The following is a 24,660-nucleotide window of genomic DNA, read 5'->3' on the forward strand; positions in this document are numbered from 1 at the left end:
GACTACACTTGACCATAAGGGTATAAATCAAAGTCTGTAAGGCCGCATAGCCTTACGTGCGACAGAGATTCCGCGTAAATGAGTAAATGATCCAATGCATACTGAATCGATTCTCTTAATTTCATTTCTTCATCACTATCTGGTTTTTCTCCATTTAGCATGGTATCTGCGTTACGAATAATTACACTGTACGGAATTACACACATGAAATTATTTTTGAAGCCATTTAATTTCAGTTCTAATATGGGTGAAATTCCTCCGAGCCCTGCAGATATCCCTATTAGCAAAACGGGTTTGTTTCCAGTTTCAACACCGTTACACTTTAGCAGGAAGTTTTTTATACTAGGGGTCGCCATGCCGCAGTATTCAGGAGTCATCACCACATATGCGTCTGATGCTTTCAAAATTTCAGAATTAGTATGCCAGGAATTTTTTTCACTCGAGTCATTAGACCAGAAGTCTTCTGACCAAATAGGAACCGGTTGCGCAAACAGGTCAATCAGCTGACAGGTGTGCCCCCGACTTTCTAAACGACTGAGAACATAATTGGCACATTTCAGCGTATTCGACGACTGGCGGTGGCTTCCCGATATGACACAGACATTCATCATCAGCCCACGCTTTGTAGTTTTTCAACTTGAGTGGTAAGTTGATAATTAGAGGATTTCAGTTGTTGGAAACCAACTCCTTCGGAGAAATCCCGGTAAAGTGTCTCATTTAGGTACCAACAACTAATTAGTTCTGGTTCAACTTGGCTAATCGTAAAGGCCATAATGGCATTCCTACAGGAAGCTATTAGAAATGGCTCTCCCTTGTCATTGCGGTAGCAGTCAAGTCCCATTGGATATCCTTCAAGAATATACTGGACGTCAATAACTTCATCAGTTTCAATATCGTAGGTTATCAGTTGGTAGCCATATGTAACGACGTAAAGGTATCGACCATAAATAATCGAATTTTCTGGTGTGTTGATCTGCCATTCTTTGAGAGATTTCTTTACACTAAAATCAAACAAATCAACGATAAATACGGCTAAAAGCGTATTGCTGGAAATAAGTAGTTGGTTATTATCCAGCTCCCGAATACGCTTAAAATTGCCGTAAGTTTCGATCGCGGAAATTTCTTTTAAGTTCTCATCAAGTAAACATAGTTTGGATTTTGTCCTGCCACCCAAGTGGTCTCTAAGCTCTCTCTCACCGTAAACAATGGAACCATCTGGGCAATAGTGGATACACCAGACAGGTTTATTGTTTTTCAACATCTTGATTACAGAGCAAGTGTCTAAATCTACAACGATTATTTCCCCCAACTCCGAACAAAAAGCACAAAATTTTTGACATTTGGATATAGAGATATCCCGCAAAATTCCCTGTGCCGAGTATTCCCACTGTACGTTCCCTTTCCTGTCATAGCGAAGGGCTTTCCCATCACCACAAATACTGACAAATCCGTTTGCTATTGATTTCGTGATTCTCATTCGATGATTTATGCCTTTCGGAACAATCGTGTCTATTTTTGTCAATGTGAGTTCGCGAAATTGGCTGTTGATTTGGAAGATATCTAAATTACCACTCTCCGAAGTTGCTATCGCCTGTTTTCCAGATACGTACAAATCCCAGTAGGCTGCCGTGCCCCCTGTCTTTGATAAAATCTGATAAGTTGAAGTGCTGACAACATATACTTCGCCCGACTCAAGCATAGCGAGCAACTTATCATTACTCATCTTTTTCAAATGATTTACTTGAAATTTGAATTTTCCAATTTTTCCCAAGACGACAGGTGATTCATGATTTTTCAACACATATATATGGTGATCAAAACATGCGACATAAATCATATCTTGATCGTCAGAAAGGACAATTTCTTCAACATCGTCGTTAGTGAATGGGACCCATCCAATAATGCCTTGAGCCTCATTAACTATATGAACACCACCACCTACGTCGCTGGATATCATAAAGCGCTTGTGCTTTGAGTCATAAACCATCGAATGACTCACTCCGCTGTGTAAAGAAGCGATTTTTTTTATCGAAAATTTTTCTAGGTCTAGAATAAATATATTTCCAATTATATCGTTAACATAAAGATATTTTTTGCAGCTGCTTAGCGATAAATGCTCGAGGAAAGCATTTTCAGAAATTTCGATGGACCTATTGAAAGAAAACGTTTTTTTATTTAGGAAGGAAAGGCTTCCGCGGGCGTTGCAAAATATCAGGTATCTGTCTGTCGCAACAATGGCATGGGAGGGAGACGGCACTGGGTGGCTGCCCTCGTTTTCCGGAGAAACATAATGCTGGCTGACAAAAAAGTGCTTTTGAAGCAACTTCTCTTTACATAAGCAGATAACATTGCCAGCCACGTCTCTAACATAGACATGCGCTTCATCAGTGCAAATTCCATGCAGTGTTACACCATTTGAAGGTGGTGTTGATTGCTTTAGCAGCAGCAATTTCTCGTCAAAGCAGTAGACAATACCTTTGTCATCACACATATATAAGTTACTTGAATCATGATCAAAGGCGGCGTTAGTAAATCTGGTTTTCACATTCATATCGCTTTCACCATCCAAGATAATCTGCAGCTACACGAAAAAATAGGCCTGTTTTTTTGGTATCCACAACACGCTGGTTTCCATCGTCTCGACAAAGGGAAGCGAATCAGCGCACTATGTAAAATGCTGAGCTGGATATTTCAATGATGTACGCCCCGCTTAAAAAGCGGGGCGACCATTTACAAATTAATTGAAAATGGGTGGTGCATATACAGCTTTATTGGTAAATGACTTTTTACTCAGATTTACTTTTTTTACTAACATGATGATTCTCCTTTCTGATAATTGATTAGCAGATTGAGGTACAACACTCTGCGTGAAAAACGATAAGTAAAAAGAAAATATATTGCAAGAAAAATATGTTAAGCAAAATCGGGAAAAATATAACTTACTAATAAGTTTGAAAATTTACAGAAAAATAATTTGTAATTATGATTTTTTTGGGGTGATGAAATTTAGATTTTCATGGGTGTTTTTGTTTTTGCAATGTAGAAATTTTAGTTGGGCACATGGTTGATCAGATCGGCTCTTGATCAACAATGGTGCAGAATTAATCTGAGGTGCGATTTTTTATTAGAGAATTGCTACTAGTATTAGAAATCGCTTTGCATGTGGCTGTCACTCATGCTCTTGTCTTTTATTCGAAAATAACCTGTTCCTCATGCCTATTTTGAGTCGAAAAAAGTATATTAATAAGAATCCTGACTTCTAATTATTAGCTTGTCATTATTTCCTTTGGCCCCGAATTGTGTAACAAACTTTGCGAAAACAGCGCAAATTACTGTTGCGATCCGGACATTCAAATACACTGTGGCGCGAGCGAGTTTTCGGCTTTTCCAAACGGCAGGCAGTACTACATCTTGCTCAATGAAAATTCACCAGCAAAATTACTCACAACGTATTGTTTATTTTTTGGCTTCGATTAAAACGAAGTTTTTCGCCCTTTTTTAAAATATTTCCAATTCAGTGTGTTTCCTTAGCCGTCGTTGAGGCCTGCGATTTTAATTGAGTAGTACTTTTGCATATCATATAAAAGCGTAATTTTTCTAATTTTTTAATACAGGATACTGCAAAGCTGCCGGGCACCTATAGCCATCCGCCCCCAGGTGGCGGCAGCGCTGAGAAATTCTGAAAATTTGTGTTTCCGGTTTTCGCATCCTGCCTTTAATCTGGTGACGCCAACACTAGACTTCAATAGGAGCATCCACCTTTCGGATGAGGACCGATTAACAGTAACACCACAGGCTTAAAGCTTTTCTCTCTTCCCTGACAAGATACCATCGCTATTCGCGGTGAAATCACTCAAAGGCCTGCAGGTACTGATTACCCGGAGTACAGCAGGAACCCACGGCCCGGTATAGCGGGTTTAAAGTACCGGGGCTTGTTTTTTAAAAAAACATCTAATGTCAGTTCTATTCTTGCGCAATACCGTGCTTTGTATTGGTGCCTTTCAACAGCGCCGGCGGTGAGTGCCATTAGAGTTTTTTTCATTTTTATTTTGGTGTAAAAGACAACTTTATAATAGCAGCGGATTTATTCTATGAGGGGAAATAGCGGCCTATATTTTTAATATATTATTTCCCCCGGCCGGTCACAAACAGCTTAGATAAGCTAACTGATTGAAAGTTCGGGGGTTCTAGCAATGCAAGTATCAAATTGTGAAAAATTGTTTTCTCAAATAATCACGGGCAAATAGATACACGAATAAGTGGTAGGTTATTTTTTAGCCTGAGGTTGGTATCGATGACAGGATCAGCCAGGGGAATCCGAGTTTGATCAGTGAGTTGACGGTGAGCTGTGTGCCGATCAAAGCCGTGGGTGAGGGTAGGTCATCGACTGATGAGGGCTCGTCTAAAACGCCTACTATAGTTTCAGGCGCCCAGCTTAGCTTCAAGGACCTACTAATTAGTGGTGGTCGCGAAAGCCTCCCTGCTTTCGCGAGTTTCTGAAAGCCCGTCTGGATTTTCAGATTAAGGGAGGGTATCCAGATAGTCGCGATGGCTACTGGAGAACTCGAAGTTATTAAATCTGTCCCAGTTGATGGACCAGGTCATCAGGCCGCGCAGATTAGGATAGCTCTGGCCGGGGTTGTACGATGCACAGTTGACCGCCTTGACAAGACAGTCCAGCGCCCGCTGCACTTCGTTCACCGGTGTAAACCCGCCGCCGGCCAGTCCCGTCGCAGGCAGGCCGATTAATACCTGGTCTTGCCGTAGCGGCGGGAAAAACTTACCGCTGTCGCCGGCAATGGGAAAACCTTTCAGCAGCATATCTACCATTGCCACGTGAAAGTTGGCGACGCCCGGCAGGTAAAACTGGTCGTCCAGACCGGAGATGGGGCCGGAATTATAGTGCTGCACCTGCAAAAACGTCAGCTTGTCGCGCAGTGCGTGAATCAACGGCAGATAGGCGCCGGCGCGGCGGTCGGCACCGGGAGAGATACCGCCGTAAAAACGGTAGCCGAGCTGCACAAAAAAGGTCTCGGGAGCCATAGTTAACAGGAAGTCGGGACCGAAGTGATCACAAATCTGGCGCACCGCGCTGATGGTGTTGACGATCAGCGGTGTGGTCGGGTTACGGAAATCTTCGTCACCGAAGTCGAACGACAGCGAGTGCCCCTCGAAATCGATGTCCATACCGTCAAACCCATAGGTCTCGATAATGTCGATCATGGTGGTGACAAAGTTGTTCCTGGCACTGGCCGTAGTCAATTGCACCTGGCCGTTGGCACCGCCGATGGAAATCAGCACTTTCTGCCCCCGCGCTTTCAGGGCCTGCATACCCGCTCTGAAATCCGCCTCCGTGGTGCTGCCGTCAGGTGTGAACTGCATGACGCCGCTGGTGGGGGAGGTGGGTTCGGCAAAAGAAACATTCACCACGTCGAAGCGCGGTGACACATCCCGCAACGGCATAAAACCGGCATCGTTGGTGAAGTTGTGCCAGTAGCCGTTGATAATACGGCGCGGCAGCGGTCCGGGGCCGGGGCCACCGCCGCCGATGGTGGCAATGGTGGAATCGGTGGTGGACGCCCCGTCGTTATCGGTAACCGTCAAGGTGACGGTGTAGGTGCCGCTGTTGGCGTAGGTGTGGCCGGGGTTGGCGGTGCTGCTGGTGCCGCCGTCGCCAAAGCTCCAACTATAGCCGGCAATGGTGCCGTCGGGGTCGGTGGAGCCGGCACTGCTAAACGCAATGGCGGTGCCGGCCTCTCCCGTGTAGGGACCGTTGGCATTGGCCAGCGGCGCCTTGTTGCTGCCGCCACCGCCGTCGCAGCGACCCACTTCGCGCCAGGCATCTTCCCAGTGCTGGCCGTTGCCGGGCTCGTAGGCCCAGGCGGCACTGGAGGAACACCAGCCGGCGATATTGCAGATAAATTCAACGGTGTCACCGCTGGCGTCGACAAAGTTGGCGACCCGTTGGCCGGCGGTGTAGGCGGTGCCGGCGACATAAGCGGGCAGGCCGGCGCAATTGCCGCTACCGCCGCCGGCGCCGCTAATGGTGGCGGCAGTCGAGGCGGTGGCTGAGGCGCCGTCGTTATCGGTGACGGTCAGGGTCACGGTATAGGTGCCGGCATTATTGTAACTGTGCGAGGGACTGCTGGTGCTGCTGGTATTGCCGTCGCCAAAGTTCCAGCTATAGCCGCTCAAGGTGCCGTCGGGGTCGGTGGAACCGGCACTGCTAAACGTTACAGCGGTGCCGACCTGGCCGGTGTAGGGGCCGTTGGCATTGGCGCTGGGCGGCTGGTTGCCGCCGCCGCCGTCACAGGCACCGAGCAGGGACCACTCCTGATGCGGATTGGAGTGGGTGGCGGGATCGTGATTGCGGGTCCACCAGTTGGCCCGGTAGGCATTGTTGTTGTGTTGAACTTCATGACCGCCCAGGTAAGCGGTGCCGCTGTTCCAGATATCGAGACCGTTGCAGTCTATCGCCAGGCTGTGGCTCGACAGACCGGCACCGATGCTGAATAAAAACAGGCGCAGTTTGTTGTTCATCTTTTTCTCCCTGCTATGTCGGTAAATTGCAGCAAAAGGGTGGTGTTTACCGGTAGCGCAGCTACCGGGTCGGGAAGTTGTCGGGCGGGTTTTGAATCTTATCCCTGACCCACTGGCCCGCGCTTTTCAGGTTGCCGCCGCTCCAGGGGCCGTTGCTGGCGCAGGTGCCGGGCCGAAACACAGCGCCGGAGCGAAAGTCGTCGGAGTAGTTCCAACTGGTCCAACTGATTTTTTTCTGCGCCATCAAATCGATGTAGGCCTGGGCGCTGGCAAAGTCGTTGGCGCCGTCGCCGGTGTAGGTTTGCGAGCCCCACTCGCTGACAAAGATCGGCAGGCGGTCGGCGGCCCAGGCGAGTTCATTGCGATGCACGGCGCCGTGAGAGGCGGCGTAAAAATGAAACGTGTACATCAGGTTGTCGGCGTTGATGGGGTTGTCGACGATATCCCGGGCACTGCGACCTTCGGAGACGCCGAGTGATGCCCAGGCGTGGGTGCCCACCAGCACGACCGCGTCCGGATCGTAGCGGCGGATTACCGGGATGATCTGTTCGGCGTAGCGCTTGATATCGGCCCAGGAGACATTGTTGGGTTCATTGGCAATGTCGTAGATAACGTTGTTGTTACCGTTGTGGGCCTGGGTGATATCGGTAAAGAAGCGCCTGGCGTTGTCCAGGTTGGCATTGGGATCGCCCGGGGTCAGTTGATGCCAGTCCACCAGCGCGTACATGCCGCGGGCGGTGGCCGCATCGATAATGGTGCTGACCTGCGCGGTAAAGCCCTGCGGATCGGTTTCGTAACCGCCTTCCTGTACGTAGAGGGAAATCCGCAGGATATCGGCGCCCCAGTCGTAGGCCAACGCATCCAGGGAACTCTCGGTCACACAGTTGCCCCAGCCGTACCACTGCAGGCCGTGGGTGCTCATCCCGCGCAGTTGAATAGGTTGACCGAACTGGTTGCAGAGTTTATTGCCGCAGACGCGAAGTTGGCCGTTGATAGCAACGGGTGTGGAGCCACCGCCAGCGTCGGAAATCGTGGCGATCGTAGAGTCAGTGGTGGCGGCACCGTCGTTATCGGTGACCGTCAGGGTGACGGTATAGGTGCCGTCGTTGGTGTAGCTGTGACTCGGGTTGGCAGCGCTGCTGGTGCTGCCGTCGCCAAAGCTCCAGCGGTAACCGGTAATGGTGCCGTCGGGATCGGTGGAACCGGCACTGCTAAACGTTACAGCGGTGCCGGCGGTGCCGGAGTAGGGACCATTGGCATTGGCCAGCGGCGCTTTGTTGCTGCCGCCGCCGCCGTCGCAACGGCCCACTTCACGCCAGGCATCTTCCCAGTGGCGGCCATTGCCGGGCTCGTAGGCCCAGGCGGCGCTGGAAGAACACCAGCCGGCGATATTGCAGATAAACTCCACCGTATCGCCGCTGGCGTCGACAAAATTGGCGACCCGCTGGCCGCTGGTGTAGCTGGTGCCGGCGACATAAGTGGGCAGGCCGGCGCAATTGCCGCCGCTGCTGCCGCCATCACCGGTAGTGGTGGCGGCGGTGGAAGCCGTGGCCGAGGCGCCGTCGTTATCGGTGACCGTCAGCGTCACGGTATAGGTACCGGCGTTGCCGTAGCTGTGAGAGGGGTTAGCGGCGCTGCTGGTGGCACCGTCACCGAAGTTCCAACTGTATCCGGCGATAGTGCCGTCGGCATCGTTGGAGCTGGCACTGCTAAACGCGATAGCGGCGCCGACCTGGCCGGTGTAGGGGCCATTGGCATTGGCACTGGGTGCCTGGTTGCTACTGCCGCCGCCGTCGCAAGCGCCGAGCAGGGACCACTCCTGATGGGGATTGGAGTGGGTTTCGGGATTGTGGTTGCGGGTCCACCAGTTGGCCCGGTAAGCGTTGTTGTTGTGCTGAACCTGGTGGCCGCCCAGGTAGACGGTGCTGTTGTTCCAGGTATCCAGGCCGTTGCAGACCACGGCGGCGGCGGGGATGGCTTGCAGCGCGATGCTCGCGGCAAAGCCGGTTGCCAGTAATTTATTCATTTTGGAGCTGCCCTCAGTCGGTAAAAGAAAAAACTGGGTGCCCGAAGACACCCTAAGACTCAGCAGAGAGAAATTGTGAACCCCCTTAAAACTAAGGGTTGCGATCTAAGTAGTCGCGATGCGGTGTGGAAAAGGCGCCACCGCTGAAGACATCCCAGTTAATCGACCAGGTCATCAGCCCGCGGAAGTTCGGGTGCGCCTGGGCCGGCCGGTAGCTGCCGCAATTGGCGAGCCTGATCAGGCAGTCGAGGGCCCGGTGTACATCGGCCGCGCTGGTCTGCCCGGAACCGGCGGCGCCGGCGCTGGCGGGCAGGCCGATGGCCACCTGATCGGCCCGCAACCCCGGAAAGAAATTATTGGGGTCGCGGCCGGCGGCAAAACCGGTAATCAGCATATCCGACAACGCGACATGGAAATTAACGGTCGAGCGTTGATGCTCGTTATCGTCCGTACCCGTTATGGAGCCGGTGTTGTAGTGCTGTACGTGCAGCACGGTGAGGTCGTTGCGCAACGCGTGAATCAGCGGCAGGTAAGCGCCCCAGATGCCGGCGAAGTTGGCGTAACCGCCCTGCACATAGGCGGTTTCCGGCGCCATGGTCAAAACAAACCCGGCACCGAAACGGGCTTTGATGGCTCGCGTTGCGTCAATCAGGTTGATAATGGCGGGTGTGCGCGGGTTGGTCACCGTATCTCCCGCGGTCATATTCAACGAGCCGCCCTCGAGATCGATATCCAGACCGTCAAAGCCGTAGTCGGCAATGATATCGCCCAGGCTGCGGATAAAGTTGTCCCGTTCCGCGATGCTGTTGAGCTGTATGTGGGCGTTGGCGCCGCCGATGGAAATCAGGACTTTTTGCCCGCGTGCCTGCAGGGCCTGGACACCGGCGCGGAAACTCGCGACGGACTCTTCAGCGGGCGCAAAAGCCAGGGCGCCGGGCTGACCGAAGCGATCGTTTTCGGCAAACGCCACGCTGACGATATCCCAATCCCGGCTAACCTCTGCCATCGGAATGTAGACGCCGGACTCGTTGATGAAGTTGTGCCAGTAGCCCACCAGCAGGCGGCGCGGCAGTGGGCCGGGTCCGGGGCCGCCACCGCCGATGGTGGCGATGGTAGAGTCGGTGGTGGATGCACCGTCGTCATCGGTAACCGTCAGGGTGACCGTGTAGGTGCCGTCATTGGCATAGCTGTGGCTTGGATCGGCGGCGGCGCTGGTGTTGCCGTCACCAAAACTCCAGCGGTAACCGGCAATAGTGCCGTCGGGATCACTGGAGCCGGCGCTGCTGAAGGCGATGGCGCTGCCGGCGGTGCCGGAGTAAGGCCCGTTGGCATTGGCCAGCGGCGCTTTGTTGCTGCCGCCACCGCCGTCGCAGCGGCCCACTTCGCTCCAGGCATCCTGCCAGTGGCGGCCGTTGCCGGGCTCATAAGCCCAGGCGGCCGGCGAGGAACACCAGCCGGCAATATTGCAGATAAACTCCACCGTATCGCCACTGGCGTCGACAACATTAGCCACCCGTTGGCCGGTAGTGTAGGCGGTGCCGGCGACATAGGTGGGCAGGCCGCCGCAATTGCCGCCGCTGCCGCCGCCGTCGCCGGTAATCGTCGCAGCGGTGGAAGCCGTGGCCGAGGCGCCGTCGTTATCGGTGACGGTCAGCGTCACGGTATAGGTGCCGGCGTTGCTGTAAGTGTGGGAGGGGCTGCCGGCGCTGCTGGTATTGCCGTCGCCGAAGTTCCAACTGTAACCGGTGATAGTGCCGTCGGGATCGCTGGAGCCGGCGCTGCTAAAGGTGATGGCGGTGCCGACCTGGCCTGAATAGGGGCCGTTGGCATTGGCGCCGGGCGCCTGGTTGTTACCGCCGCCGCTACCATCGCAGGCGCCGAGCAGGGACCACTCCTGGTGGGGATTGGAGTGGGTTTCGGGATTGTGATTGCGGGTCCACCAGTTGGCCCGATAGGCGTTGTTGTTGTGCTGGACCTCGTGGCCACCCAGGTAAGTGGCGCTGCTGCTCCAGGTGTCCAGGCCGTCGCAGACCACAGCGGCGCCCGGCATCGCCTGCAGGCCGAGAGTGGCAAGCGCGGCGACTTTGATTAATTGTTTCATTGTCTTGTGTCCTCTGGTTCTCGAACTTTACGTAACCTCGGTTCAGTTTTTATTCGCCCGTTCTCTCAGGTTTAACCACCCCCGCTGTTAATCGACGACGGTCACATCGAAATAGTGCTCGACACATTTCTCGTAGTCGCCGGGTAACAGCGCGTTATAGGATGTTTGGTAGGTCACCAGCTTGCAGGCAAAACTCCTGCCTTGCGGCCGATCCGGATAGTAAGCCCAGTCTTGTTCCCAACTGGTGAGCAGCGCGCCCGCACCGGCGCTGTCAAAACGGCCCATACCTGCGCAGCCGAGTTGCTCGCTGTTGGGAACGGTGATAGTGAGATTGTTGGCGTGGGCCAGGTAATAGGCGATACGGTTGAGAGACTGGGCTGTCTCACCGGGCTTGCCGCACTCGATACCGCCGTTGATGATATGGGTGGTGACGCCAAAGCCGGGCGTCAGTCCGAGCGATAAGTCGTGGGCGTTGGGTTGCCAGGTGCCGTCGATAACATGCAGCATACTCGGCTTCGGCGGTTGCGGGTAAACATAGAAAAAAACCGCCGAGGCGAGATTGAGCCAGGTACGCGCGACCCGGTCGGGATCGTCGAGCAGCACGCGGATATCGCCGAACATCGCCTGGGAAAAGGGGCCGTAGTTGTAGTTATAACTTAACTGCTTGGCGCCGCGGCCGTAGTACTTTTTGAAATTATTTGCGCCGTCCCTGCCGCAGGGCCAGGTCTGCCCCTGCCAGGTGGTGGGCGCGCACTCGGCGTTGTAGCCGCAGCCGGGTGCGCCGTCGCTGCAGCCGAGTTCGCGCAGGTAAAACAGGCCCTGGCGCCATTGCTCGTAAGCGGCACTCGGATTGTGGGCGCCGGTTTCCTGGGCAAAATGGGCGAACATTGTGGCCAGTGACTTGCGACAGATGGCATCGGCATCGCGGCCGTCGTCATAGGCACCGCAGAACGCCGGAAACTTGGCTACCGCCTGCAGAAAGCGACGGTAGTTATAGGATGCGTTGCGTATCGGAAAGGTAAAATCCCACGTCGTGGCATTGACAATACCCTCCACGCGCCGAACATTGTCCGGATTGGTGGCGCGCCCCGGGGCTACTTGTTCCACTGTCTCGTTGCCGCGGGTCACGATAGAATTTTTCACCTGGCGAAACAGCGGGCTGTCGGTCAGATGTGCTTCAACCGCGGCGATATTGGCGCGGCTCATTTGATAGCCGCCGCCGGGATACGGCTGCGGGTTCGGCACCGGATCGGGGTCCGTGCCGGGTTGTGAAATCGTTGCGGTCGTCGAGGCCGATGTGGATGCGCCCCGATCGTCGGTAACCGTCAGGCTGACGGTATAAGTGCCGGCAGTGGTGTAGCGATAGCTGGGGTTGGCATCGTTGCCAGTGGCGCCGTCGCCGAAGTCCCAGCGGTAAGCGGTGATACTGCCGTCGGCATCGCCGGAGCCGGCGCTGCTGAAGTTGATAAGCGCGCCGGTATCGGCGCGGTAGGGGCCATTGGCATTGGCGACGGGGCTCTGGTTACTGCCGCCGCCACCGCTGCAGGTATCGATCCGGCTCCAGGCCAGTTCCCAGTGGGCGCCGTTGCCGGGCTCGTAGGCCCAGGCGCCGCTGGAAGAACACCAACCGGCGATATTACAGATGAATACCTCTGTCTGACCCGATGTCTGCACGATATTTTTCACGCGTTCACCGGCCGCATAGGCGCTGCCGGCGCTGTAAAGCGGTAGGCCGCTGCAATCTGCAGCGCTACCGGTGTTCGACACCAGTGCGGCGGCCGAGCCGAGCACCGCCGCTGCGATAAGGTGATGCATTGCGATAGTTCTCCGCTAAGGTCCTGTGGTCTGGTTGTTTACTGTCTTACAGTGTTACCACTGATGGTCCGATGTGAGTTGTGTGCCGGTGACGCGGGTGCAGCGATACTTTATAGGTAGGCGCCCGCATCTGCTGGTTTTTTACATCACACTCCAGGTTTCTGCTCCAGTTTCGACTACAGGTTTCCAGATAGGCGCGCCGGCAACAAACGCCTGCAGGCAGAGTGGGAACTGGGCCCACTCTGCCTGGGTTTATCGTGAAGTGTGATTAACGGAAACCATCGCTTTTTTATTTGAGACCGTCGCTGATGGCGTTAATCAATTCACCGTTGGTGGTATCGCCGTTGAACTCCCAGAAAAATGCACCACCGAGGTTCTGGCTCTTCACGTAGTTCATTTTTCCACGGATGGTCTCAGGTGTGTCATAGCCCCACCAGGTATTGCCGCAGTGGGCGTAGGCGGTACCGGCAACAGTGCCGGTGGGAGGGCAGCTTCCTTTCAACAGTTTGTAGTCTTGTATGCCTGGTTCCCAGGCTCCCATTGGCACACCCGTGGCCGTGCCACCCGGAGCGCTTTGCGTGACACCACTCCAGCCGCGCCCGTAAAAGCCGATGCCGAGCAGGAGCTTATTCGCCGGTACGCCTTTGCTTTTCAGTACCTGAATCGCGTTGTCGCTATAGAAACCTTCAATGGGAATGCCGGGGAAATTAGTCAGGGGTGAATGTGGCGCTGTCGGCCCCTGGCGGTCCCAGCCACCGAAGAAGTCATAGGTCATGACCATGTAAAAATCGACATATTGGGCGGCAGCGGCATAGTTGGCGGCGTCGAGCTTGGTTTCGCTGGCGGTAATGGCGGCGGTCACCAGTTCATCGTTGCCGAAGCGTGCCCGCAGTGCGCCCATCAGCCTGCCGAAGGCTTCAAAACCACTGCTGTCGCAGGAGAGTCCGCACTCATTGGGGTATTCCCAGTCCATATCAATGCCGTCGAAGACACCATCCCAGCGCGGATCGTGAACCAGGTTGTAGCAGGATTCGGCAAACGCAGTGGGGTTAGCCGCTGCCTGCCCAAAACCACCCGACCAGGTCCAGCCGCCAAACGACCATACCACTTTGATGTTGGGGTACATCTGTTTCAGCTTGCGCAGCTGATTGAAGTTACCGCGCAAAGACCCGTCCCAGGTATCGGCGACACCGTCGACACTTTCCTCGGCGGTGAACGCCTTTTCATAATCGGCGAAAGTGTCGTCGTCGTTTACGCAGCGGCCATTTTTGACATTGCCAAAAGCGTACATGATGTGTGTCAGCTTTTCCGCCGAGCCACTGGTGACGATGTTTTTGACCTTGTAGTTGCGCCCGTAGATGCCCCACTGGGTGAAGTAGCCGATAACTTTTTTATCGCCGCCAGGGCCGGGGGCCGAGACATTGGCAGTGGTTGTGTCTGTTGCCGTCGCTCCTTGATTATCCGTTACCCTCAGCGTCACCGTGTAGTTGCCGGTGCTGGCATAGCTGTGGCTCGGGTTGGCGCTGCTGCTGGTCGAGCCGTCGCCGAAATCCCAGGCGTAGCCGGTAATGCTGCCGTCGGTATCAGCCGAACCCGCGCTGCTGAAGCTGATCGGTACGCCCACAGTGCTGCTGTAGGGGCCGTTGGCCTCGGCGGTGGGTGCCTCATTACCGCCTTCGCCGGTAATCGTCGCCGTGGTCGATGCGGAAGCCGAAGCGTTTTTGTCGTCGGTGACCGTCAGGCTCACGTTGTAGGTGCCGGCGGTGGCGTAGCTGTGGGTCGGGTTTGCGGCGTTGCTGTTGCTGCCGTCGCCGAAACTCCAGCTGTAGCTGACAATGTTACCGTCGGGGTCGTCGGAGCCGGAACTGCTGAAGCTGACGGACTCACCCACCTGGCCGAAATAGGGGCCATTGGCATCTGCCACCGGAGGCTGATTGTTGTTGCCGCCACCGCAGGGGCCCTCCTCACTCCAGGCCTGTTCCCAATGCGCGCCGTTGCCGGGTTCATAGGCCCAGGCGCCGGGCGAGGAGCACCAGCCGGCAATGTTGCAGACAAACACGACGTTTTGTCCCGATGACTGCACAAAATTCACCACCCGATCACCCGCGGCGTAGGCGTTGCCCGCGCTGTAAGTGGGTAAACCGTCGCAGCTGCCGCCGCTGCCGTCCTCGCTGATCGTAACGGTGCTGGATGCCGTACCTGCGGCACCGTCGTTATCGGTGACTGTCAGGGTGACGGCGTAAGAGCCGATGGTGTTGTAAGCGTGAGAGGGGTTGGCGCTGTTGCTGGTGCTGCCGTCGCCGAAATTCCAGCTGTAGCTGGCAATACTGCCGTCGGGGTCGCTGGAGCCGGCGCTGCTGAAGGCAATAGCGGCGCCGACCTGGCCCGAGTAGGGACCGTTGGCATTGGCCGTGGGGGCCTGGTTGCCGCTGCCGCCGCCGTCACAGGCACCGAGCAGTGTCCACTCCTGGTGGGGGTTGGAGCGGGTTTCAGGGTTGTTGTTTTGGGTCCACCAATTGGCCCGGTAGGCGTTGTTGTTATAGGTGACCTGAGCACCGCCACTATAGGCAGTTGTGCTGTCCCAGGTTTCCAGAGTGCTGCAGTCGACGGCGTGGCTGGCGCCTGACACCAGGCTGCCGCCGCACAGAACCGCTGCAATGATTCTTTTTACCATGATTATAAAACCCCGCAAGCTATTGTTTTTAATAGTGTTTGGGCGATCCGGCCAAGTGATCGGGACCGGGTTCAGCTGAGTAGCTTTCCAAACAATGACGCCTTGCCGGCACGCGTTGCCGGCGCGCCGAAAGACCAACTACTGGTTTAATGACTGGCAGCGGGTTGTGCAGGTTTGACCGCATTTGCGGTGAGAAACTGATATGCCCCGAGCGCACTAGCCAGCGCGGACATTCCCCGGATTTCAACCCTAAGTTGCTGATTCAGCCAGCTTGTAAACGTGTCTTATACAAGATAGGACAACGTTGTCAGGCGAATTTAGGTAGATGGGACAACGTTGTCAAGCGCTTTGTCTGCATCAGTCGCCAAAATGGGACGATTTTGGCGTGGTAAGTGGCTGTAGGTCGTGCATTGCCTTTTTTGCGGCAGCTCGGACGCTGACATAACCGTTGGCCGCAGCATGGGTCACGGCTATACTGACGCCCGCCTTGTGGACGGGGCGTACCCCCGAGCGATGCAAAAACTCTCAAGCGTGGTAACTACCTGTATGTCCGATACCTTGAAACAGATTCGCAAACTCTGCCGGCTTATGGTCGATGCCAACCAGGGCGATCATTTTCACGCCCTGGGCATGGTCTTTACCGCCGTCGAGAGAGGCTTCGCCACCATGGAACTGCCCTACAGCGAAGCCATTGTCGGCAACCCGGACACCGGTGTTGTGCACGGCGGTGCGATCACCGCGCTGCTCGATACCTGCTGCGGTTTCGCCGCCAATGCGGCGCTGGATGAACTAGGGCTGTGTCCGACACTGGATTTGCGTATCGACTATATGGGCGTGGCGATCCCGGGGCGCAAGATTTACGCCGAAGCCAGGGTCTACCGCAGCACCCGCCATGTGATCTTTTGCCGGGGCAAGGCCTACCAGGACGACCCCGACAAGCCGGTGGCGTTCTGTGTCGCCAACTTTGCCCGCCTGGACCCCGAGGTGGTGAAAAAGCTCAGTGCCCAGATTGTGCCCTTCCTCGATGCTGTGGAGGACCCGTCATGAAGTCGATAGCGGCGGCGGCCGAACGGGCGCGGGCGGCCGGCGATCTGGCGCCGGTCATCGACGCCATACCCTATGCCGGGCTGCTTGGGATTCAGGCCAGGTATGGGGATGAATTGCTGTTTTGCCTGCCACCCAAGCAAGGCAACGTGGGCAACCCCACACTGCCGGCGCTGCACGGCGGGGCCATCGGTGGTTTTATGGAGCTTGCCGGCTCCCTGCATCTGATTATGACCATGGAAGTGCTGAAGGTGCCAAAGGTGGTGGACTTCTCCATCGACTATGTGCGCGCCGGCCGGGTGCAGGACACCTATGCCGCCTGTCACGTGGTGCGCCAGGGGCGCAAGCTGGTCAATGTGGCGATCCAGGCCTGGCAGGACAACCGGGCCGAACCCATTGCCACGGCGCGAGCGCATTTTTTGTTGGAGTAGTCCTGTTTTTGGGCAGTCCTGTTTTTGGGCCCTCCTGTTTTTGGGCCCTCCTGGGGCGCCGCATGCCGCCGCTCCCGGCCCCTGAGGGGGCGGAAACCGGGTCGAGAGCCGAGTGGCGGGCACAGCGCCAGCCTATATGGTTGAAATCGCCCCGCCAGCCCCCATCTACTCCTGCAACCGGCCGATTACAGCCTTATTGTTCACATGGAGAAATTGTAGGAGTAAGACCCGATGACCGTAGAAGCGCAAAAAGAGACTCGCGGTTTCCAGACCGAAGCCAAGCAACTGCTTCACCTGATGACCCACTCGCTGTATTCCAATAAAGAGATCTTCCTGCGGGAACTGATATCGAACGCCTCCGATGCGGCGGATAAGCTGCGCTTCGAGGCGCTGTCGAACGCCGAACTCTACGAGGATGACCCGGAGCTTAAAATCCGTATCGATTTTGACAAGGACGCCAAAACCGTCACCATCAGTGACAATGGTATCGGCATGTCCCGCGATGAAGTCGTGGAGCATCTGGGCACCATCGCCAAGTCCGGCACCGCGCAGTTTTTGCAGGGCCTCAGTGGTGACCAGAAGAAAGATTCGCATTTGATCGGCCAGTTTGGTGTCGGTTTTTATTCCTCCTTTATTGTTGCCGACCGGGTCGAGGTGTTTTCCCGCCGCGCCGGTGACGCCGCCGAGGAGGGGGTGCACTGGGAATGTAGCGGCGAAGCCGAGTTCAGTGTCGAGACCGTCGAGCAGGCAGCCCGGGGCACCACAGTGGTCCTGCACCTGAAGAGCGACGAGTCGGAATTTGCCGACGGCTGGCGCCTGCGCTCCATTATCAAGAAGTACTCCGATCATATTTCGCTGCCGGTAGTGATGAAGAAAGAGTCCCACGATACGGGTGTCGAAGGTGAAGAGGGAGAGAAAGAAGAGGCGGAGAAAAAGGCACCGGAAGACGAAACCATCAACACCGCCACAGCGCTGTGGACGCGGCCCCGCAATGAGATCAAAGATGAGGAGTACAAAGAGTTTTACAAACATGTCTCCCACGATTTCAGCGACCCCACGCTCTGGAGCCACAACCGGGTAGAGGGCAAGCTCGACTACACCAGCCTGCTGTATATTCCCGCCAAGGCGCCGTTTGATCTCTATAACCGGGATGCCTCCCGCGGCCTCAAGCTCTACGTCCAGCGCACCTTTATCATGGACGATGCCGAGCAGTTTTTGCCGCTGTATCTGCGCTTTGTGAAAGGCGTGGTGGATTCCAATGACCTGTCGCTGAATGTCTCCCGTGAGATTTTGCAAAAAGACCCGAATATCGATTCCATGCGCTCGGCCCTCACCAAGCGGGTGCTGGATATGTTGGAGAAAGTGGCGAAAAACAAGCCGGAGGAATACGCCGAACTCTGGAAAGAGTTTGGACAGGTATTGAAAGAGGGGCCGGCCGAGGACTTTACCAACCGCGAGAAAATCGCCAAATTGCTGCGCTTCTCTTCCACCCATACTGACCAGCCGCAACAGGACCAGACTCTGGTCGGTTATGTGGAGCGGATGAAAGAGGGGCAGGACAAAGTCTATTATGTGGTGGCCGAAAATTTCAATACTGCCAAAAACAGCCCCCACCTCGAGGTGTTCCGCAAGAAGGGCATTGAGGTGCTGCTGTTGAGCGACCGGGTGGACGACTGGCTGGTGGGCCACCTCAACGAGTTTGACGGCAAGCAGTTTCAGGATGTCGGCAAAGGGGCCCTCGACCTGGGCGATATGGATACCGAGGAAGAGAAAAAAGCCCAGGAAGAACTGGCCAAGGAGAACGAGGACCTGGTGGAGCGGGTCAAGAAAGTGCTCGAGGACAAGGTGGAGGAGGTGCGCGTGACCACTCGCCTTACCGACTCCCCGGCCTGTCTGGTAGTGGGGGCAGGGGACATGGGGGCACAGATGCGCCGCATCCTCGAGTCGGCCGGCCAGAGCGTGCCCACCAGCAAGCCCACCCTGGAGCTGAACCCCGAGCATCCGCTGGTGCAGAAGCTGGACCGGGAGCCGGATGAAGACCGGTTTGCCGATATCACCACGGTGTTGTTCGATCAGGCCAACCTGGCCGAGGGCGGGCAGCTGGACGACCCCGGTGCCTATGTGCGGCGGCTCAATAAGCTGTTGCTTGAAATCAGCCAGTAAACCGGCACCCGGGCCCTGAGCCCGGGTTTTTTATGGGTAACTTATGGTCTCTGACTTAACCATCGCAGTACTGGGCGGCGGCAGCTTTGGCACGGCTATCGCCAACATTATCGCCACCAACGGCAACCGGACCTTTCTGTGGATGCGCGATGAGGCCCGCGCGGCGACCTGCCAGCGCAATCGCGAAAATCCGGAATACCTGCCCGGGTACGCGCTACACGACAATTTGCAGGTTACGGCAGACCTGCCGGCGGCACTGCAAGACAGCGATCTGGTCTTTATCTCGGTGCCGAGCAAGTCTTTTCGCCAGGTCACGCGCCAGGCTGCGCCGCTGCTCAAGGCGAACGCCATGGTGGTCAGCACTACCAAGGGTATCGAGCCGGAAACGTTTACGCTGATGAGCGAAATCCTGCGCCAGGAACTGGGCCATCGCCTCACCGGCGTATTGAGCGGTCCGAACTTTGCCAAGGAGATCGTCCAGCAGCAGCAGACGGGCACCGTGGTGGCGAGCAGCCACGCGGCGGTGATCGAGCGGGTCCAGGGCGTACTCAGTTCCAGCGCCTTCCGTGTCTACAGCAATCACGACAGTTTTGGTGTTGAACTCAGTGGGGCACTGAAAAATATCTATGCTATTGTAGCGGGGATGGCGGCGGCGCTCGGTTCTGGCCATAATACCCAGGCCATGCTGATTACCCGGAGCCTGGCCGAGATGGGGCGCTTCGCCGCGCGACTCGGCGCCAACCCCATGACCTTTTTGGGGCTGGCCGGCGTGGGGGACCTGGTGCTGACCTGCACGTCCGACTTGAGCCGCAATTACCGGGTCGGGTTTGCCATCGGCAAAGGCAAAACCCTGGAGCAGGCGGTCGCCGAGGTGGGGCAGGTGGCCGAAGGGGTGAACACGCTGCGGCTGGTAAAGCAAAAAGCGGATCAACTGGATGTCTATATGCCGTTGGTGGACGGTTTGTACAAGGTATTGTTTGAACAGCGAGCCATCTCGGAAGTCGCCCACAGCCTGATGGTGGGCGAGCAAAACACCGATGTTGAATACATCAGTCAATAAGCCATACGGGGTATACGGCAATGGATGACAAGCTCAAGTCCAATATCACTTCCAGCAAACACTGGCTGCGATTTTTATTCATGTTGTTGTTTGCGCTGCTGCTGCAGGTCGCCACGGCGATCATGTGGGTGTTGGTGATACTGCAGTTTCTGTTTGCACTGATCACCGGCAAGGACAACGCTAAACTTCGGGCTTTCGGCAGCTCCCTGTGCATCTATATTTACGAATCGCTGCAGTTTCTGACCTATAACCGCGAAGACAAGCCTTTCCCCTTTGCCGATTGGCCGGAGCCCGAAATCGTTGCCGAGGATGACGAACCCGTTATGCAGAACGACCAACCCGTGCAGCAGGCCGATAAACCCTTACAACAGGCCGACGAACCGGTGTCACAGGCGGGCGGTGAACAACGGGACACAGAGGCGACAGAGGCCAAGGCGCCAAACCCGGCGCCGGCTCGCGATCCGGGCGCACAGTGATTCGCTGGCAGAGTGATCTGGCGGCAATAGAAAGCTGGGGTGATTATACCGCAGCCGGCAACACACAGCGTCGACGCGAATAGTCGATGCGAGTATAAAAGGCGTCTGCAAGTGCTTTGGGGGGTGGTATGGACATCTTTGTGCTGCGACACGGCGAGGCGGAACCCCATGCCGAGCGCGACCACCAGCGGCGCCTGACCCAGCGCGGGGAGGCGGATGTGTTGAACACCCTTCAGCGCGGGTTACCCGAGCTCGAGGGCGTGCAAAAAATTCTGGTGAGCCCCTATACCCGGGCCCAGCAGACCGCCGACATCGCCGCCGACCTGCTGCCGGGTAGAATGCTGATGACCACCGAGACGCTGGTGCCGGGCGGTGATCCGGCCAAGCTGGCCGCGTTGATCGAACAACTGCAACTGGACCGGGTTCTGCTGGTCGGCCACCAGCCGCTGGCGGGGACCTTTACCGACTGGCTGTGTGATCTGGAACCCGGACGCTATCGTATGGGTACTAGCGCATTGGTTTTTATCGAGACACAGTGGGTCGCAGCGGGCTGCGGAACCCTGCGCTGGCTCAAGCAACCAGGCGCCTAAACTGAGGAGTTAGCCGTGCCGAGAGAAATCCATTTCGAGGTGGGCGAGGTGCAGTTTGCCGCCCAGGAGTGGGGTCAACCCGGGCAGATTCCGGTGCTGGCGCTGCACGGTTGGCTCGACAACAGCGCCAGCTTTACGCCGCTGGCGCCGCTACTGGACAATGTTCACCTGCTGGCCCTGGACATGGCCGGCCACGGACAGAGCGGTCACCGGGCCCGCTTCAGTCCCTACAATGTCTGGCAGGATGTGGGCGAGATATTCGCCATTGCCGACCAGATGGGATGGGAAAAATTTGCCCTGATCGGCCACTCCCGCGGCGCTATTGTCAGTATGCTGTCCGCCGGCACCTTTCCCGAACGGATAACCCACCTGGGGTTGATCGACGGACTCTGGCCGCAACCGGTGCTGGCGGCGGATGCGCCTGCGCAACTGGCCCGTTCGATTACCGGGTTGTTGGCCCAACAGACGAAAACACCCGCGGTTTATGCGGATATCGAAGCGGCGGTCAACGCCCGCGCCAACGGCCACTTCGAGCTTAGCCATCAGGCCGCTGCGCTGCTGACCGAGCGCGGCCTGCGGCTGGTGCCCGACGGTTATACCTGGAGCACCGATCCCCAGTTGTTTGTCGCCTCGGCGATGAAACTGACCCAGGCGCATATCGAAGCATTTATTCAACGCATTACGGCGCCGGTCAAGTTGGTGCTGGCCAAGGAGGGCCTGTTGAACAGATTTGAGCAGTACCAGCAGAACCTGGCGGCTTTCCCACATATCGAGGTCGAGGTGCTGCCGGGCGGACACCATTTGCATATGGAAGCTGAATCATTAAAAATTGCCGCATTGTTTAATGATTTGTTGTCACACTGACAGTAATCTACCATTTTAGGAATCAACTGTAGTTATCAACAGTAGTCATCAACAGTAGTTATCAACACTAGCAGTCAACCATAGGAATCAACTTGACCTCAAAAAATCTTTTTCGACTCTGTGTAGCAGTCATGCTTGCCGGTTGCCTGAGCGCAGGCGTGCAGGCAGCTACTACCCTGTCCCTTACCGGTTTTCCCAACGCGCGCACCGTTTTCGACACTGATACCGGCACCGACGATTATCGCCTGGCACTGGGTGCGATGGAAAAGGTCAATAATATCTGGCGGCCAGAGCAGGAACAGAGAGTCGGCGGTCAGTTGCACCGTGAAACGGTGGAAGCGCCGTCCGGTTTTTCGGCTGATGAGGTGTATCAGCACTTCCTAACCCAGTTAGAGGCCATGGATGCCCGTGAATTGTTCAGTTGCCAGGGGCGCCGCTGCGGCAGCAGTAACAGTTGGGCCAATAATCACTTTGGAATAAAACAACTTTACGGCCTGGACCAACACCAGTATTACGGGGCCTTTGAAATCGTCGGTGCCGATCGGCAATTGTATTTCGTCGCTTTGTACACGGTAAGGCGGGGTAACAAGCGGATTTATGGGCATGTGGAGGTGTTGCACAGCCGCACCGGTATCGAGGGCCTGATAGCGGCCAGGCCCGAGGTTATCGGACAGCAACTGTTGCAGCGGGGTTTCTATGTGTTGCCGGGCTTCAGGGTCGGGCAGGGCGGGCTGCAACAGGAAGAACAGCATTTACAGGCCCTGACCGCAGCGCTGCGAAAGCAGCGCCTACTGAGGGTCGCAGTGGTCGGACACGACTACGGTGACGGGGGTGAACAAAGCCGGCAGGAAACGGCATTGGGTTACGCGCGGTATGTCAGGGAACTGTTGATACAGGGCGGCATAGACGAGGCCCGGCTCGAAATCTACGGACTTGGCAGCCTGGCGCCCGACCGTCGGGCTGCGCGCAATCTGCGGGTCGAAATCGTGAGGCTGGATGGTTGAGGGCTCGGGTGCTCGGGTCCGGCGCCGGGTTGCCGCTGGCTCGGTGATAACTAAAGAACCCCGGCGTGTTGCCGGGGCTTTAGAGTTGTCTCAGAGCTGCGGAGATCTGTAGCGCCATAATACAAGCACCTGCGCAAAGACGCTGCGGCCACCCGATCACCGCAACAGCGATAGAAACTCACTGCGAGTGCTGGGATTGTTGCGGAAAGAACCCAGCATGGCAGAGGTTTTCATCATCGAGTCCTGTTTCTCGACGCCGCGCATCATCATACACATATGTTTTGCCTCGATAATGACGCCCACACCGGTCGCTTCTGTCACCTGCTGCAGGGTCTCGGCAATCTGCAGCGTCAGTTGTTCCTGTATCTGCAGGCGCCGGGCGAACATATCAACGATACGCGCGATTTTTGACAGCCCCAGAACCTTGCCGGTGGGAATGTAGGCAACATGCGCTTTGCCGATAAAAGGGAGCAGGTGGTGCTCACACAGGGAATAGAGTTCGATATTTTCGACCAGGATCATCTCACTGGAATCAGAGGGGAACAGGGCGCCGTTGATAACCTCATCAATATTCTGCTGGTAGCCCCGGGTCAGGTATTGCATCGCCTTGGCGGCGCGCTCCGGTGTGTCTGCCAGACCGGGGCGCTCCAGGTCCTCGCCGATAGACGCTATGATGCGCGCAAAGTGCTCTTTCATTACACTGACTCCTCAAACATCCGGCCCCGCTGGGCGGGCAAGGGGTGCTACCCTAAGTGATGATTGCCGGTGGGTAAAGTTTTTTTTACGCAATTGTGACAGATACAGATGACTGCCCGGCACCGGCGGCCTGTTGGGCGGGTTGGCCGGCGCCTGGCCTGCGGTCGGTACAATGCGGCTGTCAGTATATAAGGTAGTCGACAATAGTGGATAACGGTAAGAAGCGGAGAGCGGGAGCGGTGATAGAAAAGCGTGACAGTGTCGTACAGGAATTGCACAGCGTGCGCGATTACATTCGGTGGGGAACCAGCCGTTTTATCGGTGCAGGCCTGCACTTCGGCCATGGCTTCGACAACGCCTGGGATGAAGCCTCTTACCTCGTGCTCCACTGCCTGCATTTGCCCTGGGATATTACCCCCGATGTGTTGGATGCGCGCCTGACGCTGGAGGAGCGCCGGGCGGTGGCGGCGGCGATCGAGCGGCGTGTCGTTGAGCGTATCCCCGCCGCTTATGTCACCGGCGAAGCCTGGTTTGCAGGACTGCGGTTTTATGTCGACCGGCGTGTGTTGGTGCCTCGATCGCCGCTGGCGGAGTTGATCGAACAGGGGTTTCGCCCCTGGTTGAGCGACGGGCCGGCGCGCATTCTCGATCTCTGCACCGGCAGCGGCTGTATCGGCATCGCCTGCGCGGTGGCGTTTCCCGACGCCGATGTCCAGTTGAGCGATATCTCCGCCGAGGCGCTGGCGGTGGCCGCTAAAAATATCGAACTGCATCAGTTGGGCGACCGGGTCAGCTGTCGCCAGTCGGATCTGTTTACGGGGCTGGATAGCACTCGCTATGATCTGATTGTCGCCAACCCGCCTTATGTCGACGCCGCAGACCTGGCCGCCATGCCCGCCGAATACCGGGCCGAGCCGGCGCTGGGGCTTGGTTCCGGCCCCGACGGACTGGATTTTACCCGCCGTCTGCTGCGCGAAGCGCCGGCTCACCTCAACACCGGCGGCCTGCTGGTGGTGGAGGTGGGCAACTCCTGGGCGGCGCTGGAGCAGGCGTATCCGGGGGTGCCCTTTACCTGGGTGGAGTTGCAGCGGGGCGGGCATGGGATTTTTGTACTGAGCGCGGCGCAACTTCGCGACCACGCAGCAGATTTTTCCTAGCTGGCGTATAATGCCCGCC

Annotated in this window: 17 protein-coding genes; 9 read left to right on the top strand and 8 right to left on the bottom strand. The window is 56.4% G+C overall.

The genetic code is table 11. The features are described 5' to 3' along the window. Window positions 1-2: 2 nt before the first annotated feature. From FKG94_RS25175 to FKG94_RS25210, 7 genes are all read right to left on the bottom strand, one after another. Window positions 3-611, bottom strand: a complete 609-nt coding sequence (locus FKG94_RS25175; RefSeq protein ID WP_142929723.1) for an NADPH-dependent FMN reductase — start codon at window positions 609-611, stop codon at window positions 3-5. Continuing rightward, on the bottom strand, window positions 611-2,551 hold the full coding sequence (locus FKG94_RS25180) for a YncE family protein (RefSeq protein WP_142929724.1): 1,941 nt from the start codon (window positions 2,549-2,551) through the stop codon (window positions 611-613). The genes FKG94_RS25175 and FKG94_RS25180 overlap by 1 nt, the downstream gene beginning before the upstream one ends. A gap of 1,970 nt (window positions 2,552-4,521) precedes the next feature. Beyond that, entirely contained in the window at window positions 4,522-6,540 is a 2,019-nt protein-coding gene (locus tag FKG94_RS29075; protein WP_218943642.1) for a PKD domain-containing protein, read from the bottom strand. Window positions 6,541-6,601: 61 nt separating this feature from the next. Continuing rightward, complete coding sequence (locus tag FKG94_RS25195) at window positions 6,602-8,566, bottom strand: cellulase family glycosylhydrolase (RefSeq protein ID WP_142929725.1); 1,965 nt, start codon at window positions 8,564-8,566, stop codon at window positions 6,602-6,604. 91 nt (window positions 8,567-8,657) lie between these two features. Next, window positions 8,658-10,667 (bottom strand): PKD domain-containing protein, encoded by a 2,010-nt coding sequence (locus FKG94_RS25200; protein WP_142929726.1) that lies wholly within the window; start codon window positions 10,665-10,667, stop codon window positions 8,658-8,660. Between the two features lie 87 nt (window positions 10,668-10,754). Next, a complete protein-coding gene (locus FKG94_RS25205; protein WP_142929727.1) occupies window positions 10,755-12,482 on the bottom strand; it encodes a glycoside hydrolase family 19 protein in 1,728 nt (575 codons plus the stop codon). A 289-nt stretch (window positions 12,483-12,771) separates the two neighbouring features. Next, window positions 12,772-15,156, bottom strand: a complete 2,385-nt coding sequence (locus tag FKG94_RS25210) for a PKD domain-containing protein (RefSeq protein WP_142929728.1) — start codon at window positions 15,154-15,156, stop codon at window positions 12,772-12,774. 546 nt (window positions 15,157-15,702) lie between these two features. Between FKG94_RS25210 and FKG94_RS25215 the strand changes: the two genes are divergently transcribed. From FKG94_RS25215 to FKG94_RS25250, 8 genes are all read left to right on the top strand, one after another. Further along, window positions 15,703-16,203: a PaaI family thioesterase gene (locus FKG94_RS25215; RefSeq protein WP_218943643.1), complete on the top strand. Its 501-nt coding sequence runs from the start codon at window positions 15,703-15,705 to the stop codon at window positions 16,201-16,203. After that, entirely contained in the window at window positions 16,200-16,631 is a 432-nt protein-coding gene (locus FKG94_RS25220; RefSeq protein ID WP_142929729.1) for a PaaI family thioesterase, read from the top strand. The genes FKG94_RS25215 and FKG94_RS25220 overlap by 4 nt, the downstream gene beginning before the upstream one ends. Before the next feature lie 231 nt (window positions 16,632-16,862). Continuing rightward, window positions 16,863-18,794 carry a molecular chaperone HtpG gene (gene htpG / locus FKG94_RS25225; RefSeq protein WP_142929730.1) on the top strand — a complete coding sequence of 644 codons (1,932 nt, stop codon included), beginning with the start codon at window positions 16,863-16,865 and terminating at the stop codon, window positions 18,792-18,794. Between the two features lie 43 nt (window positions 18,795-18,837). Further along, window positions 18,838-19,854: an NAD(P)H-dependent glycerol-3-phosphate dehydrogenase gene (locus FKG94_RS25230; protein ID WP_142929731.1), complete on the top strand. Its 1,017-nt coding sequence runs from the start codon at window positions 18,838-18,840 to the stop codon at window positions 19,852-19,854. Between the two features lie 20 nt (window positions 19,855-19,874). Further along, window positions 19,875-20,330, top strand: a complete 456-nt coding sequence (locus tag FKG94_RS25235) for a DUF4389 domain-containing protein (RefSeq protein WP_142929732.1) — start codon at window positions 19,875-19,877, stop codon at window positions 20,328-20,330. Between the two features lie 128 nt (window positions 20,331-20,458). Next, a complete protein-coding gene (sixA, locus tag FKG94_RS25240; protein ID WP_142929733.1) occupies window positions 20,459-20,920 on the top strand; it encodes a phosphohistidine phosphatase SixA in 462 nt (153 codons plus the stop codon). Window positions 20,921-20,935: 15 nt separating this feature from the next. Continuing rightward, window positions 20,936-21,784 carry an alpha/beta fold hydrolase gene (locus FKG94_RS25245; RefSeq protein WP_246125398.1) on the top strand — a complete coding sequence of 283 codons (849 nt, stop codon included), beginning with the start codon at window positions 20,936-20,938 and terminating at the stop codon, window positions 21,782-21,784. 92 nt (window positions 21,785-21,876) lie between these two features. Next, window positions 21,877-22,788, top strand: coding sequence for a DUF4892 domain-containing protein (locus tag FKG94_RS25250; RefSeq protein WP_142929734.1), 912 nt, complete (start codon window positions 21,877-21,879; stop codon window positions 22,786-22,788). A gap of 156 nt (window positions 22,789-22,944) precedes the next feature. On the opposite strand, the gene folE is transcribed toward FKG94_RS25250, so the two are convergent. Beyond that, complete coding sequence (folE, locus tag FKG94_RS25255) at window positions 22,945-23,484, bottom strand: GTP cyclohydrolase I FolE (protein WP_142929735.1); 540 nt, start codon at window positions 23,482-23,484, stop codon at window positions 22,945-22,947. A gap of 239 nt (window positions 23,485-23,723) precedes the next feature. On the opposite strand from folE, the gene prmB reads away from it, so the two are divergent. Beyond that, on the top strand, window positions 23,724-24,641 hold the full coding sequence (prmB, locus tag FKG94_RS25260) for a 50S ribosomal protein L3 N(5)-glutamine methyltransferase (RefSeq protein WP_142929736.1): 918 nt from the start codon (window positions 23,724-23,726) through the stop codon (window positions 24,639-24,641). Window positions 24,642-24,660 lie beyond the last annotated feature (19 nt).

Origin of the sequence: Exilibacterium tricleocarpae (assembly GCF_007004655.1) — a bacterium.
Classification (GTDB): Bacteria; Pseudomonadota; Gammaproteobacteria; order Pseudomonadales; family Cellvibrionaceae; genus Exilibacterium; species Exilibacterium tricleocarpae.

Coding starts and splice junctions, on each gene's coding strand:
- FKG94_RS25175 (WP_142929723.1), bottom strand. CDS start 611: ATGATGAATGTCTGTGTCATATCGGGAAGCCACCGCCAGTCGTCGAAT.
- FKG94_RS25180 (WP_142929724.1), bottom strand. CDS start 2,551: ATGAATGTGAAAACCAGATTTACTAACGCCGCCTTTGATCATGATTCA.
- FKG94_RS29075 (WP_218943642.1), bottom strand. CDS start 6,540: ATGAACAACAAACTGCGCCTGTTTTTATTCAGCATCGGTGCCGGTCTG.
- FKG94_RS25195 (WP_142929725.1), bottom strand. CDS start 8,566: ATGAATAAATTACTGGCAACCGGCTTTGCCGCGAGCATCGCGCTGCAA.
- FKG94_RS25200 (WP_142929726.1), bottom strand. CDS start 10,667: ATGAAACAATTAATCAAAGTCGCCGCGCTTGCCACTCTCGGCCTGCAG.
- FKG94_RS25205 (WP_142929727.1), bottom strand. CDS start 12,482: ATGCATCACCTTATCGCAGCGGCGGTGCTCGGCTCGGCCGCCGCACTG.
- FKG94_RS25210 (WP_142929728.1), bottom strand. CDS start 15,156: ATGGTAAAAAGAATCATTGCAGCGGTTCTGTGCGGCGGCAGCCTGGTG.
- FKG94_RS25215 (WP_218943643.1), top strand. CDS start 15,703: ATGTCCGATACCTTGAAACAGATTCGCAAACTCTGCCGGCTTATGGTC.
- FKG94_RS25220 (WP_142929729.1), top strand. CDS start 16,200: ATGAAGTCGATAGCGGCGGCGGCCGAACGGGCGCGGGCGGCCGGCGAT.
- htpG (WP_142929730.1), top strand. CDS start 16,863: ATGACCGTAGAAGCGCAAAAAGAGACTCGCGGTTTCCAGACCGAAGCC.
- FKG94_RS25230 (WP_142929731.1), top strand. CDS start 18,838: ATGGTCTCTGACTTAACCATCGCAGTACTGGGCGGCGGCAGCTTTGGC.
- FKG94_RS25235 (WP_142929732.1), top strand. CDS start 19,875: ATGGATGACAAGCTCAAGTCCAATATCACTTCCAGCAAACACTGGCTG.
- sixA (WP_142929733.1), top strand. CDS start 20,459: ATGGACATCTTTGTGCTGCGACACGGCGAGGCGGAACCCCATGCCGAG.
- folE (WP_142929735.1), bottom strand. CDS start 23,484: ATGAAAGAGCACTTTGCGCGCATCATAGCGTCTATCGGCGAGGACCTG.